Below are 12,769 nucleotides of genomic sequence, written 5' to 3' on the forward strand. Positions count from 1 at the left end.
CAGGAAGCCCCATGCCCGCCACCTTGAACGACGCCAGCCTGCCTCTGGTCAGCATCGGCATCGTCACCTACAACCAGAAAGACTTCCTGCGCGAGTGCATCGAATCCACCCTGGCGCAGGATTACCCCCATCTGGAAATCGTCGTGGCCGACGATGGCTCAAAAGATGGCACACATGAGATGTTGCGCGACTATCAGGCGCGTTACCCCGGCAAGTTTGTGCTGCGGCTGGCCGAGCGCAACCAGGGCATCACCGCCAATTCCAACGCCGCACACTTTGCCTGTACCGGCAAATACATCGCCTGGATGGGCGGCGACGATCTGCTATTGCCCGGCAAGATTCGCCGGCAGGTGGAATTCATGGAAGCCCACCCGGACTGCACGCTGTGCTACCACAATCTGGATGTGTTCCAGTCCGACACCGATCAGACGCTGTTTTTGTTCAACGCTCGCTTTCACCCCGAAGGCGATGTGCGCACCGCCATCCGCCACGGCACCTTCAATGGCGCCTGCTCCACCATGGTGCGCCGTGACAAAACCCCGGCACGTGGCTTCAACCCGGCCATTCCGATGGCCTCGGATTGGCTGTACTGGGTGGAAACCCTGCACCACGGCGGCAGCGTGCGTTATCTGGATGAAGTACTCGGCCGCTACCGCCGTCATGGCGGCAATGTCACCGCCAGCGGCCAGCACCGGCTGGCGCAAACCCATGTCGATCACCTGAGCAGTTGCCAGTACATCCTGGCGCTGGATATCGACTACCTCGACGACGTCATGCACGCCTACAGCCAAAAGCTGCTGGCGCTGCGCCAGCACGCCCACTTTGCCAAATTTGCCTGGTATAGCTTTGTGCTGTCGCCCAGCCTGAAGGGCGCGGTGCGGCTGCTGTTGTACTACATCAGCCTGGGCAAAATTCGTAAATAAGCGCCGCTCACACCCCCTTCCTGGCGTTGTAGTGTGACCTTGCCGTGCGACTTGCACTGCCTGCGGTCACACGCTAGCCAGGATCGCGACGCCAAATACCCGTTCAGCCGGCCTTGCCCACCCGCAGGGCGGTCAAGATTGCCAGCGCCTGCAACACGGCAATGCCCACCAGCACCGCGCTGAACTGACCGGCGTCCATCCAGCCGGCAAACAGCAGCGGCGCGCAGGCCAGGCCCAGATCCAGCCCGGAATAGACAAAGCCATAAATCCGCCCGAACGCCGACTGGCCAAAGCGCGCGGTGGCGGCACGGCGCACCAGCAAATCCCGCGACGGCCCGGCCACGCCGGTAAAAAACCCCATGCCGGCCATCAAGGGCAGCATGCTCCAGCCCGGCAGCCACTGTCCGGCCAGCAGCGCCGCCAGCACTGCCGCCAGGCCCAGCGCGGCGGCAATCAGGTGATCATGGGCGTTTTTCTGCGCCAGAAACCCACCCAGAATCACCCCGGCGGCCGAGCCCAGCATATACACCGACAAGGCCAGCGCCGCGGTGGGCCGCGCCAGGCCGTACACGGCGTGCAGAATCGGGCTGACAAAGTTCTGGATGGCGCCAAACGCGGCGGCGGTAAACAGAAAAAACAAAAAACACAGCCACACCGGACGCGAGCGCAAAAAATCCAGCGTGGACGCCCGCGCCTCCGTGGCGCGGCTGGCGCCATGGCGCGGGTCGGCAATCGCCGCGTGCCGCCAGGCCAGCGCCAGCAAACCCAACAAGGCCACTAACACCGCGCCCAAGGCTGCCTGCCGCCAGCCATAGGCGCTGGCCAGCGTGGTCAACAGCAAGGGCGCGCAGGCCCAGCCCAGATTGGCCGAGAGACCATGCGCAGAAAACGCATGCCCCAAGCGCGCTGGCGACACATGGCGGTTGAGCACGGTGAAATCCGCCGGGTGAAACACGCTATTGCCCAGCCCGGCCAGCGCCGCCACGGCCACCAGCATCGGCAGGCCAGTGGCAAAGTGCAGGGTCAGCCCAGCCAGCACAAAGCAGCTGATGCCGCCGGCCAGCACCCGCGCCGCGCCAAAGCGATCCACCAGAAAACCGGCCATAGCCTGACCAACGCCAGACACCACAAAAAACACCGTCATGGTCACGCCGATGGCGGCAAAGCTTAAGCCAAACTCGGCCATCAGCCAGGGAAACAACGGCGGCAACAGCAAATGAAAAAAATGCGACACACCGTGCACCAAACCAATCAGGCTGATGACTTCCAGGTCGCGGCGACCGTCCAGCGGCGCAGAAAGCGTATTCATGGCAGAAGCCTTGTTCCATCCAGGGGGACGGCCAGTCTAGCCCGGCTGGCGCCTTGACTGGAACTCGATAAGCAGACAAGAATTGTCGCCATGCAGACATACCCGGAATGCGACCCACTCCCGCGACGCCCGCCGACGGCGGACGAGCCGGTCATCGTCAACCTGCGGCATTTGCCGCCGGATGTGCGGGTGCCAGTGCATCGGCACGACTGGGCGCAGCTGGCTTATCCCTTGCGCGGCGCCATGCGGCTGTCGGCCGCCGGCATGGTGTGGCTGGCGCCGGCCTTGCGCGCGGTGTGGATTCCGCCGCAGATCGAGCACGAAGTGGTGGTGTTGGGCGAGGTGGAGCTGCGCACGGTGTATATCGCCCCTGAAGTGGCGCCGCTGTCACTGTCATCGTGCGCAGTGATTGAAGTGTCGGATTTGATGCGCGCGCTGTTCGAGGCGCTGAGCGACACCCAGCCAGACAGCGCCGACGCGCCACAGCGCCGCCAGCAGCTGACCGCGCTGCTGCTGACCGAAATCCGTCGCGCGCCGCCCTTGTCGCTGGGCTTGCCGATGCCGCAGGACCGCCGCCTGCACGCCCTGTGTCAGGCGCTGATCGCTCAGCCGGCGTCGCCGCTGACGCTGGCCGAGTGGGCGGCGCGGGTGGGGGCCAGCGAGCGCACGCTGGCGCGCGGGTTTCAGCGCGAATTGCGCATGAGTTTTGCCGCCTGGCGCCAGCAACTGCGCCTGGCGCACGCGCTGGACGGCATCAGCCGTGGCCGGCCGCTGGGCGAAGTGGCCAGCGAGCTGGGTTACGCCAGCCAGCCGGCGTTTTCCGCCATGTTCAAGCGCGCTTTTGGCGTGCCGCCAGGCCAGTTTTTGCGCCAGCACCGTGCCTGAACATGGCCACAGGATGGCTCAGGCCTTCAGCCAGCGCGCGGCCGCCAGCTCGATGCGCTGCGGGTAATCCGGGCATTCGGCCGGGCCAATCAGCGGCAAGGCCATCTCGGCCACCAATTCAGCCACCGTGTCGGTGTTGATGGCCAGTCCGCGCTGACGGGCACGGTGGGCGATGACCATTTCCTGTCCCCAGAAATACACCTGGCCAGCGCCGGTATTGGCGCACATGCGGCGCACTTCTGCATCGCGCTCGGCGCCAAACAGCGGCAGCCAGATATCCGCCAGCAAGGTATCTGCCGGCGTGTCCGGCACATACTGATAGGCATCGCCCTGCACCACCCGCACCCGCGCACGGGCAGATTCGGGCAATTGGTCAAAAATCCCCGACTGGCTGACCGCGGCAATCACTTCCGGGTCGAATTCCACCACCGTCACCTGGCTGACCGCCGGGTGCAGCGCGGCATTGGCTGCCGCCCAGCCCATGCCCAGCCCCATCACCACCACATGGCCTCTGGCGTGCTGACAGCCGATTTCCTGGCTTTCGATTTCCATCGGGCTCATCGACATCCAGGTATGCGGCTTGCCGCTGTCGTCGATGCGAGTCAGCAGGGCCATGCCATTCACCAGTTGCGGCGGTGTCCAGTAGCCCGGACACAGCACCATATCGGCATGGCGCAGGCTCCAGCGCGCGCCGCTGAATGGCTGATAACGGGGAATGAACATCGGACTTTGATACTGAGGCAGGTCGGGCAATGGGGCAGCGTGGGACATGACGATCTCCTGAGGCAGGCAAAGGCAAATGCCAGCCACATTAGAGAGCGCCACCCCTGGCTGTCAATTGCGCGGCATTGCAAGCGCACATAGACAAACAGCCTTGCCGTGAAACACGGGCAAGGCTGTTTGTCAGTAATCGGGCAAGTTGGTGCGCCCAGCCGGGGTCGAACCGGCACGACCGAAGTCGAGGAATTTTAAGTCCCTTGCGTCTACCAATTCCGCCATAGGCGCACCGAACCTAAGATTATGCCAGATCACGGCGGCTTCGTCATCCGCCGGATAAGGTCAACCGGGCCTCACGATGTCACCACCCCGACATAGCGCGCCATATTCTGCTGCTTGGCCTGGGCAATCGAGGCCAGCGCCTCGATGCGCTGGTGGGTGGCGTCCACCTCGGCCGCCGCCTGGCAGGCGCCGCTGGCCACCCGCTCCAGATGACCGGCCAGCGCATGACATGCCTGGGACTGGGTTTCCGTGCGCTCGGCCATATCGTGAATATGGCCAGCCACCTGGCGCACGCCGCGCGTGATGCACACCAGCGCATCGGCCATGGCCTGGCCTTCGGCGGCGGCGCCTTCCACCGCATCGCGCGAGACGGTCATTGCCGTGCGCGCCGCGCCCAGATCATCGTGCACCTCGCTGGCCAGCCGGGTGATGTCCTGGGTGGATTGCCGGGTGCGCTCGGCCAGCTTGCGCACCTCATCGGCCACCACGGCAAAGCTGCGGCCGGATTCCCCCGCGCGCGCCGCCTCAATGGCGGCGTTCAGCGCCAGCAGATTGGTCTGCTCGGCAATCTCGCCAATCGCCTGCGACAGCTGCTCAATGCCGGCCAGCCGCTGGGCAAACACGGCAAAATGCCCGCCAGCGCCGGTCACCGCGTGTTGCGACTCATCCAGCGCGCGCATGGCGCGCCCGCCCATCTCGCTGGCCTGGCTGGCCAACAATTCAGCATCGGCGGCTTCATCGCTGGCCTGGCTGGCGGCCAGGGCAATGTGGTGCACATCCTGGCTGATGGCCTCGATCTGCGCGCTGGCGGCATGCACGGCTTCGGATTGATCACGGGTTTGCGCCGACACGCTGGCGCCCATGCCGGCCAGCGAGCGGGCATTGTCGTCGATCACCTGCGCCTCATGCTGGGCGCGCGTCAGCAGGGTGGCCAGGTCATCGACAAAATGATTGAACGCGGCCGCCAGCTGGTCAATTTCATCGCGGCCCTGATTAGGCAGGCGCACCGCCAGATCGCCGGCCGCCAGCGCGCGCGCATCGCGCGCCAGGCCCGCCAAGCGGCGCGACAAGCGCCCGGCCAGCCAAGTCTGGCTGCCGACAATCAACAGCGCCGACACCCCCAGCGGAGCCAGCACGCTCCACAGCAATTGCCGTAGCCCGGCATCCGCCGCCTCGGCATCGGCGCGCGCCTGAGCCGACAAGGCATTGCTCAGCGCATCCAGCTGGCGCAGCATCGGTTGCAGGTGCATGGCGTAGATTTGTTCGGGAATCGCCAGTGCGTCGGCCGGCGAGCTGGCGGCAATGCGCACGGCGCTGTCAAACTGGCGCACATACTCGCGCCAGGGCGTCAGCAGCTTGCCAGCGGCCGGCTCGGCGCGCGCCACGCTGTTCAGCGCGCGCGTCACCTCGGCGCTGGTGCGGGTCAGCAGGGCGGCGGTGTCGGGCAACACTGGGTCGGCCTTGGCCAGCTCCAGCGCGGCGGCTTTGGCGGCAGTCAGCTGATGCACGGCGGCCTGGCTGGACTGGGCCCGTTCCAGGGTGTGGCGGATGTCCGCCAGTTGCCAGGCGCATGCGGCCATCACCGCCAACAGGGTGAGCGCCGCCAGCAGGGCCTGGGCAAATAAACGAGTGGAAACCTTCATGGGGCAATGTTGGCGTGAGTCAGACACGGCCGCCATCTTGCGCGCCGAAGATTGCAAAAACATGAAATGACATTTTCTTGCAATATGCATAGTATTTTCGCAAGAAAATGCCGGCACGGGCGTCCACGATGGCCAAACCCTGGCGCACCGCTGACAGCAGGCGGCGATGGCAGCGTCAGAGCACGCGCCAGGCCGCCAGCGCCAAGGCCAACCCACACGCTGGCGCGCCCAATAGCCAGCGTAGCGGCCGGCTGACCGGCACAAAGCCCACGCCGCGCACAAAGCCGGCGCACATCGCCCAGCACAGCCACAGTGCGGCCAAGGTGTCGGCACTGCCATCGGCATGGCGCAACAGCTGGGGCGCCAAGGTCAGCCCCAGCATCAGCGCCACCGCCAGCAGCAACAAGGCCGCACGCGGCCGGGGCAACTCAGGCTGGGCCTTCATCGCTGCCGCCCTGACGATCAGGGGCGCACTCGCCCCACATGGCGTTGAGAATGGCCAGCAGCACGGCAAAACCGAGCCCCAGCACCCAGGCGAAATACCACATGACGATCCTTTCAGACAATGATGTCAAATAATGTCGGGCGGCGCTCAGGCGGCGGCGCACACCCCTTTGCCCAGCCGGGTGACCGGCAGGCTGTCGCCGGCCAGATACGCCGCAACGGCAGCACCCGGTTCTGTTTGCGTGGTCAGCGCCAGGCTCACGCCCACCTCAGCCAGCCGCCGGGCCAGACCAGCACCGCCATCCCGAGCCAGCAGCACCTGACAATCACCCAGCGCGTGATCGGTCAGCGCGGCCTGCCGCAGCATGGCGTCAGCCGGCAGGGTCAGCCACTGCGCCAGACCGCTGTCGGTGTCCACCAGGATAAAGCGGGTGCATTTGCCCGGATGGGCGCTGACCTCCCGGCCGTTCTGACAACACATGGCAATGCGCATGGCTTGGTGTCCTTTCTGGGCGGGTGAGCCGGCTCAGTAAGCGCTGTGGCTGTGTTCACGGATGTAATCCGCCGTGACTTTGCCGGCCATCACCCGGTAAGCCCAGCGGGTATAAACAATGATCAGCGGCATGAAAATCACCGTGGCGGCCAGCATCAGCCCCAGCGTCAGCTGGCTGGAGGCGCTGTCCCACACCGTCAGGCTGGACGCCGGATGCGTGCTGGACGGCATGATGAACGGAAACATCGACGCCCCTGCCGTGGCAATCACCCCGCCCAGCGCCAGGGCGGATGTCCAGAAGCCGGCAAACGTCCGGCCAGCACGCGCCAGCCCGGCAGTGACCAACCATCCCAGATAAGCCAGCAGCGGCAGCCCGCAGAGCCACGGCCAGCGCTGATAATTGGCCAGCCAGGCGCCGGCCTCACGGCTGACTTCCTTGGCCAGCGGGTCGGGCAGGGCATTGGCCGCCACGGCTGAGGTGATCACATAGCCGTCAATGCTGCGCGCCAGCCACAGGCCGGCCACGGTAAAGGCCAGCGCCGCCACCGCCAGGCAGGCATTCAGCCAGCGCCCGGCACGCCGCTGGATCTCGCCTTCGGTGCGATGCATCAGGTAAATCGCCCCGTGGGCAGTCACCATGGCGCTGGACACCACGCCACACAGCAGGGCAAACGGATTGAGCAAGGCCCAGAAGCTGCCCTGATACACCGACACCAGATCCGGGCGGAAGTAAAACGGCACGCCTTGCAGCAGATTGCCGAACGCCACGCCAAAGATCAGCGGCGGCACCGCCCCACCAATGAACAGGCCCCAATCCCACAGCTGCCGCCAGCGCGGATGATGAATCTTGCTGCGGTAATCAAACCCCACCGGGCGGAAGAACAGCGCCCACAGCACCGCCAGCATGGCCCAGTAGAATCCGGAAAACGCCGTGGCATACACCAGCGGCCAGGCGGCAAAAATCGCCCCGCCAGCGGTGATGAACCACACTTGGTTGCCATCCCAGTGCGGGCCAACGGTATTGATGATCACCCGGCGTTCGACATCGTCACGGCCGACAAAGGGCAGCAGCGTGCCGACGCCCATGTCGTGGCCGTCCATGATGGCAAAGCCAATCAGCAGCACGCCAACCAGCCCCCACCAGATCAGTTTCAGGGTTGCATATTCCAGCATCACAGTTCCTTTGCGTTGGCTTCAGTGGGCAAGATGGAGCGAGGCGCTGTCGCCGGCGTAGCGGCCAGTCCCCAGGCTGCCCGGGCCCTGACGGGCAAAGCGCACCATCAAGTACATTTCCACGCACAACAGCACGGTGTAAAAGCCAATAAACCCCGCCAGCGAGCCGTACAAGGATTCCACCGACAGCGTGGACACCGACAGATGGGTGGGAAGCACGCCGTAGATGGTCCACGGCTGACGGCCGTATTCAGCAACAAACCAACCCACCTCGCAGGCCAGCCAGGGCATCGGCAAACAATACAAGGCCGCCTTGAGCAGGCGCGGACGCCGGGCAAAATCGCCCTTGACCGATGCCCACAGCGCCAGGCCAAACAGCGTCAACATGGCCATGCCCAGCGCCACCATCAGCCGGAAGCTCCAGAACATCGGCGCCACTTTCGGGATGGTGTCGCGCGCGGCGGCGTCGATCATCGCTGGCGTGGCGGTGCTGACATCGTCGGTGTATTTTTTCAGCAGCAGGCCAAAACCCAGGTCGGCCTTGTGGGCGTTAAAGCGCGCCAGCGCCACTGCATCATCGCGCTGCTGACGCAGCCGCGCCAATGCGGTCACCGCCTGTGCGCCAGAAACAATCCGCGCACGATTGACGGCGATGATGTCGTGGATGCCGGGAATCTGCTGGCTGAGCGAGCGGGTGCCGATCAAGCCCATCAACCAGGGAACCTGCAGCTGCCAGTCGTTCTGCATGGTGGCTTCGTTCGGCCAGGCCAGCACATTGAACGGCGCGGGCGCCGGCTCGGTGTGCCACATTGCCTCCATGGCAGCCAGCTTGGTCTGCTGCGCCTCGCCGACGGTATAGCCGGATTCGTCACCCAGCACGATCACCGAACACACACTGGCAAAGCCAAACGCGGCGGCAATGCGAAAGCTCTTGCCGGCAAATTCAATATCGCGCCCGCGCAGCAGATACCAGCTGGAAATCGACAGCACGAACATCGCCCCGGTGACATAACCTGCCGACACGGTGTGCACGAACTTGGCCTGGGCATCGGGGTTGAACACCACCGCCCAGAAGTCGGTCATCTCCATGCGCATGGTGTGATAGCTGAATTCTGCGCCCACCGGATTTTGCATCCAGCCATTGGCAATCAGAATCCACAAGGCCGACAGATTGCTGCCTACCGCCATCAACACCGTCACCAGCAAGTGCTGACGACGCGACAGCCGGTCCCAGCCAAAAAAGAACAGGCCGATAAACGTGGACTCCAGAAAAAACGCCATCAGCCCTTCGATGGCCAGCGGCGCACCAAAGATATCCCCCACATAATGCGAGTAATACGCCCAGTTGGTGCCAAACTGGAATTCCATGGTGATGCCGGTGGTCACCCCCAGCGCAAAATTGATGCCGAACAACTTGCCCCAGAAGCGGGTCATGTCCTGGTACACCTGCTTGCCGGTCATCACATAGGTGGCCTCCATGATCACCAGCAGCCAGGTCATGCCCAGCGTCAGCGGAACAAACAGAAAGTGGTAAAGTGCGGTCACGGCAAATTGCAGCCGTGACACGTCCACCACATGGTCAATGCTCATGCGTAGATCCTTTCGTGGAAACGGCAACGGGCGGCGCAGCCAGCCGCCCGGCCATGTGCGCGTCGTCCACGCTGACCCGCTCGGGGCGGATGAACACCCACCACAGCGCGCACAACACACACAGCTTGGCCAGCACAATCCACCACAGATGGCGGGCCAGCGGGGAAAGATGGGAACGGGACATACCTCCTCCTGATAGCCCCAGGCTTTATCAACTTCCGTGCCAATGATGAAAATCAATAAAATTCAAATGATTGCGCGTTTCTTGCCATGGATAAGCAGGCAGCATGGCAGTTTTGTCAGTGACAATATGTCAGCCATGACTGACAGCTTCGACACTTTAACGCCTGCCCCGCGCGCTGCCGATGCGGCATATCGTCGCAAGCCTGCCGTGCGAGGTGCGCGATGAGCCTGCCCGCCATCCCGGCCGAGCTGCGCTCGCTGCTGGAACAACTGCCCGAGCCGCACATCCTGTTCACCCCGGACTACCGCATCGTGTTCGCCAATCGCGCCTACCGTGATTCACACGGCAGCGGGCGCGCATTGCTTGGGCAAACCTGCTATCACGTCTCGCATCACTACGACGCACCGTGTGACCAATCCGGCGAAAGCTGCCCGCTGGCGCGCAGCCGGGAATCCGGCCAGCGCGAGCGTGTGCTGCACCTGCATCACACCCCGCACGGCGAGGAATACGTCGCTATCGAGCTGATGCCGCTACGCAATGCCCATGGTGAGATCAGCTGGTTTGTCGAGCGCATGACCCCCTTGCCCAGCGCCCGCCGCCATGGCAACGACGACCTGATTGGCCGGGCGCCGGCCTTTGTGCGCATGCTGGAACAGATCAGCCGGGTGGCGCCGTCAGACGCCACCGTACTGCTGCAAGGCGAATCGGGTTCAGGCAAGGAGCTGGTGGCGCAGGCGATACACCGCGCCAGCAAGCGCGCCAACCGGCCCTTTGTGGTGGTGGATTGTTCCGGACTGCCAGAAACCCTGTTCGAAAGCGCGCTGTTTGGTCACGAGCGTGGCGCGTTCACCGGCGCGGTCAGCCGCCAGATCGGGCTGATCGAAGCCGCGCAAGGCGGCACGCTGTTTCTGGATGAAGTGGGGGATATTCCGCTGACCTTGCAGGTCAAGCTGCTGCGCCTGCTGGAAACCGGCGCCTTTCGCCGGGTGGGCTCGGTCGAACCGCGTCACGCCGATGTGCGGGTGATCTCCGCCACCCATCGGCCCTTGCGGCAAATGGTGGCGGATGGGCGCTTTCGTCAGGATTTGTTTTTCCGGCTGAATACCTTTCCGATTGCCCTGCCGCCCCTGCGCGCCCGACGCGAAGACATCCCGGCGCTGGCCGACGCCCTGCTGGAACGCGTCGCGCCCAGCCGTGGCCTGCGCCTGAGCCCGGCGGCACTGGCCCGGCTGGCCAGCTTGCCGTTTCCGGGCAATGTGCGCGAACTGCGCAACCTGCTGGAGCGCGCCAGCCTGCTGTGCGATGGCCCGCGCATTGAGCCAGAGCATCTGGACGATCCACTGGACAGCCCCTGGCTGGCGCCCGCCGACACGCCCCCTGCAGCCACGGCGCCAAGCGCAAACAGCCCAGCCAGCCGCAAAGCGCTGGCTGCACAGCTGGGCATCAGTGAGCGCACGCTGTACCGGCGACTGAAGGCGGGTTGGCGGCCGTGATGGCACATAGCGTGCGCCCAATGCAACGGGGTTTATGCCACGCCAAGCTCGGCCACCGTCTTCACCGCCACCCGTGGCGCCAGCGCGCGCAGCGCCAGAATGTGCAGGATCTCGCTGACCGTGGTGCTGGCGTCGCCCAGCACGGTGACCGGATAGCGTGCGGCGGCAGGCGATAGCGCGGTGTGGGTGACACAGTTGTGCGTCATCATGCCGCACAGCCACAGGCTATCCACGCCCAGCGCATCCAGCGTGGCTTGCAAGTCGGTCTCCAGAAAACTGTCGGCGTGGGTTTTGATCACCACTGGCGCGTCCGGCGCGGCGGCCAGCAGGCGTGGGTGGATGGCGACGCCGTGGCTGTCGCGGTTAAAAAACGGCGCCGGGCCGGCGGCGATGTGCTGCACCAGAATCACCGGCACATGGTGGGCGCGGGCGTGGGCCACGGCGGCTTCCACCTGGCTTAGCGCGGCGTCGGTCTGCCACAGCGGAAAAGCGCCGTCGGCGAAATAATCATTTTGTACGTCAATCACAATCAGGGCGGGCTGGTTCATGGCGGGGTGTTTCCTCAGGGTGGTGGTGAGCGCCCATCATCGCAGCGCCAACCTGCGCCCGGCAGTGACCCGCAGGACAGTAAACGGTAAGATCGGGCCAATCTGTATTGTCCTGGCAGGAGGCTTTATGCCCCGCGTGCATCCCGTGGCCATCCTGGCCTTTGACCGCATCAGCGCCTTTCATCTGGCCGCGCCGTGCGTGGTGTTTGGCGAGGCCTGCCCGCTGCCAGAGCGCTTTCCGGTGCAGGTGTGCGCCTGGGAGGCCGGGCCATTGCGCACCACGTCGGGCTTTACCCTGAGCGTCGAGCACGGGCTGGAAGCCTTGGCCCGTGCAGAAGTGGTGATTGTGCCCAGTTGGCGCGACCCGGCCGAGCGGGCGCCCGAAGCGGTGCTGGATGCCTTGCGGGCGGCGCATGCGCGTGGCGCGCAGGTGGTGGGGCTGTGTCTGGGCGCGTATTTGCTGGCGCAGGCCGGGCTGCTGGACGGGCGCGGCGCCACCACGCACTGGGCGTATGCGGCGGATTTTGCCCGCCGTCACCCACAGGTGCGGCTGAACGCCGATGTGCTGTATCTGGCTGATGGCGCGCTGCTGACTTCGGCCGGCACGGCGGCGGCGCTGGATTGTTGCTTGCAGTTGTTGCGCGAGCGCCTGGGCGCGGAAGACGCCAACCGCGCGGCGCGCCGGCTGGTGATTGCCCCGCATCGCGCTGGCGGCCAGGCGCAGTTTATCGAGCGGCCCTTGCCCCGCACGCGCGACGACGCCCGGCTGGCCGGTCTGCTGGACGAGGTGCGCGCCCAGCTGGATGCGCCGCACAGCCTGGATGCGCTGGCGGCGCGGGCCTTGATGAGTCGGCGCACCTTCACCCGGCGTTTTCGCCAGTTGACCGGGCAATCGTTTCAGGCCTGGCTCTTGGGCGAGCGGCTGGCGTTCAGCCAGCGCCTGCTGGAAGTCAGCGCGCTGCCCATCGAGCGGATTGCCGTGCTGGCCGGCTTTGGCTCGCCCGAGGCGTTCCGGCTGCATTTTCGCCGCAGTTTTGCTGTATCGCCCAGTGCTTGGCGACAGGCATTTACTGGCGGCTGAGCGC

General features: G+C 65.1%; 14 protein-coding genes and 1 tRNA gene. 4 read left to right on the forward strand and 11 right to left on the reverse strand.

The window, feature by feature from the left end; all coding sequences use genetic code 11:
• The first annotated feature begins 11 nt into the window (after positions 1–11).
• Entirely contained in the window at positions 12–923 is a 912-nt protein-coding gene (locus tag DFR34_RS07115; protein ID WP_211309323.1) for a glycosyltransferase family 2 protein, read from the forward strand.
• 103 nt (positions 924–1,026) lie between these two features.
• Here the strand turns inward: DFR34_RS07115 and DFR34_RS07120 are convergent, their stop codons facing one another.
• Positions 1,027–2,232, reverse strand: coding sequence for an MFS transporter (locus tag DFR34_RS07120; protein WP_110390472.1), 1,206 nt, complete (start codon positions 2,230–2,232; stop codon positions 1,027–1,029).
• A gap of 90 nt (positions 2,233–2,322) precedes the next feature.
• On the opposite strand from DFR34_RS07120, the gene DFR34_RS07125 reads away from it, so the two are divergent.
• Entirely contained in the window at positions 2,323–3,117 is a 795-nt protein-coding gene (locus tag DFR34_RS07125; protein WP_110390473.1) for an AraC family transcriptional regulator, read from the forward strand.
• An 18-nt stretch (positions 3,118–3,135) separates the two neighbouring features.
• Here DFR34_RS07125 and DFR34_RS07130 read toward each other — a convergent pair whose 3' ends face one another.
• The 9 genes from DFR34_RS07130 to cydP form a co-directional block, all read right to left on the reverse strand.
• Positions 3,136–3,888, reverse strand: a complete 753-nt coding sequence (locus DFR34_RS07130; protein ID WP_110390474.1) for a hypothetical protein — start codon at positions 3,886–3,888, stop codon at positions 3,136–3,138.
• A gap of 149 nt (positions 3,889–4,037) precedes the next feature.
• Positions 4,038–4,122: transfer RNA gene (locus DFR34_RS07135), tRNA-Leu, on the reverse strand.
• A gap of 65 nt (positions 4,123–4,187) precedes the next feature.
• Entirely contained in the window at positions 4,188–5,759 is a 1,572-nt protein-coding gene (locus tag DFR34_RS07140) for a methyl-accepting chemotaxis protein (RefSeq protein WP_158281759.1), read from the reverse strand.
• A gap of 175 nt (positions 5,760–5,934) precedes the next feature.
• Positions 5,935–6,204, reverse strand: coding sequence for a cyd operon YbgE family protein (locus tag DFR34_RS07145; RefSeq protein WP_110390476.1), 270 nt, complete (start codon positions 6,202–6,204; stop codon positions 5,935–5,937).
• Positions 6,188–6,307, reverse strand: a complete 120-nt coding sequence (cydX, locus tag DFR34_RS07150) for a cytochrome bd-I oxidase subunit CydX (RefSeq protein WP_110390477.1) — start codon at positions 6,305–6,307, stop codon at positions 6,188–6,190. The genes DFR34_RS07145 and cydX overlap by 17 nt, the downstream gene beginning before the upstream one ends.
• 44 nt (positions 6,308–6,351) lie before the next feature.
• The gene (locus tag DFR34_RS07155; protein WP_110390478.1) at positions 6,352–6,696 is read right to left on the reverse strand and encodes a NifB/NifX family molybdenum-iron cluster-binding protein; all 345 of its coding nucleotides are present in this window, start codon (positions 6,694–6,696) and stop codon (positions 6,352–6,354) included.
• A gap of 33 nt (positions 6,697–6,729) precedes the next feature.
• Entirely contained in the window at positions 6,730–7,869 is a 1,140-nt protein-coding gene (cydB, locus tag DFR34_RS07160; protein WP_211309324.1) for a cytochrome d ubiquinol oxidase subunit II, read from the reverse strand.
• A gap of 21 nt (positions 7,870–7,890) precedes the next feature.
• Positions 7,891–9,459, reverse strand: coding sequence for a cytochrome ubiquinol oxidase subunit I (locus tag DFR34_RS07165; protein WP_110390480.1), 1,569 nt, complete (start codon positions 9,457–9,459; stop codon positions 7,891–7,893).
• Complete coding sequence (gene cydP, locus DFR34_RS07170) at positions 9,449–9,643, reverse strand: cytochrome oxidase putative small subunit CydP (protein ID WP_110390481.1); 195 nt, start codon at positions 9,641–9,643, stop codon at positions 9,449–9,451. Before cydP ends, DFR34_RS07165 begins: the two co-directional genes overlap by 11 nt.
• A 221-nt stretch (positions 9,644–9,864) precedes the next feature.
• Between cydP and DFR34_RS07175 the strand changes: the two genes are divergently transcribed.
• On the forward strand, positions 9,865–11,136 hold the full coding sequence (locus DFR34_RS07175) for a sigma-54 interaction domain-containing protein (protein ID WP_110390482.1): 1,272 nt from the start codon (positions 9,865–9,867) through the stop codon (positions 11,134–11,136).
• Between the two features lie 32 nt (positions 11,137–11,168).
• Here the strand turns inward: DFR34_RS07175 and DFR34_RS07180 are convergent, their stop codons facing one another.
• Entirely contained in the window at positions 11,169–11,684 is a 516-nt protein-coding gene (locus DFR34_RS07180; protein ID WP_110390483.1) for an isochorismatase family protein, read from the reverse strand.
• A 127-nt stretch (positions 11,685–11,811) separates the two neighbouring features.
• Here DFR34_RS07180 and DFR34_RS07185 point away from each other — a divergent pair, with 127 nt between their 5' ends.
• Positions 11,812–12,765, forward strand: a complete 954-nt coding sequence (locus DFR34_RS07185) for a helix-turn-helix domain-containing protein (protein WP_110390484.1) — start codon at positions 11,812–11,814, stop codon at positions 12,763–12,765.
• Positions 12,766–12,769: the final 4 nt, after the last annotated feature.

The sequence above is a fragment of the Rivihabitans pingtungensis genome (genome assembly GCF_003201855.1).
Taxonomy (GTDB): Bacteria; Pseudomonadota; Gammaproteobacteria; order Burkholderiales; family Aquaspirillaceae; genus Rivihabitans; species Rivihabitans pingtungensis.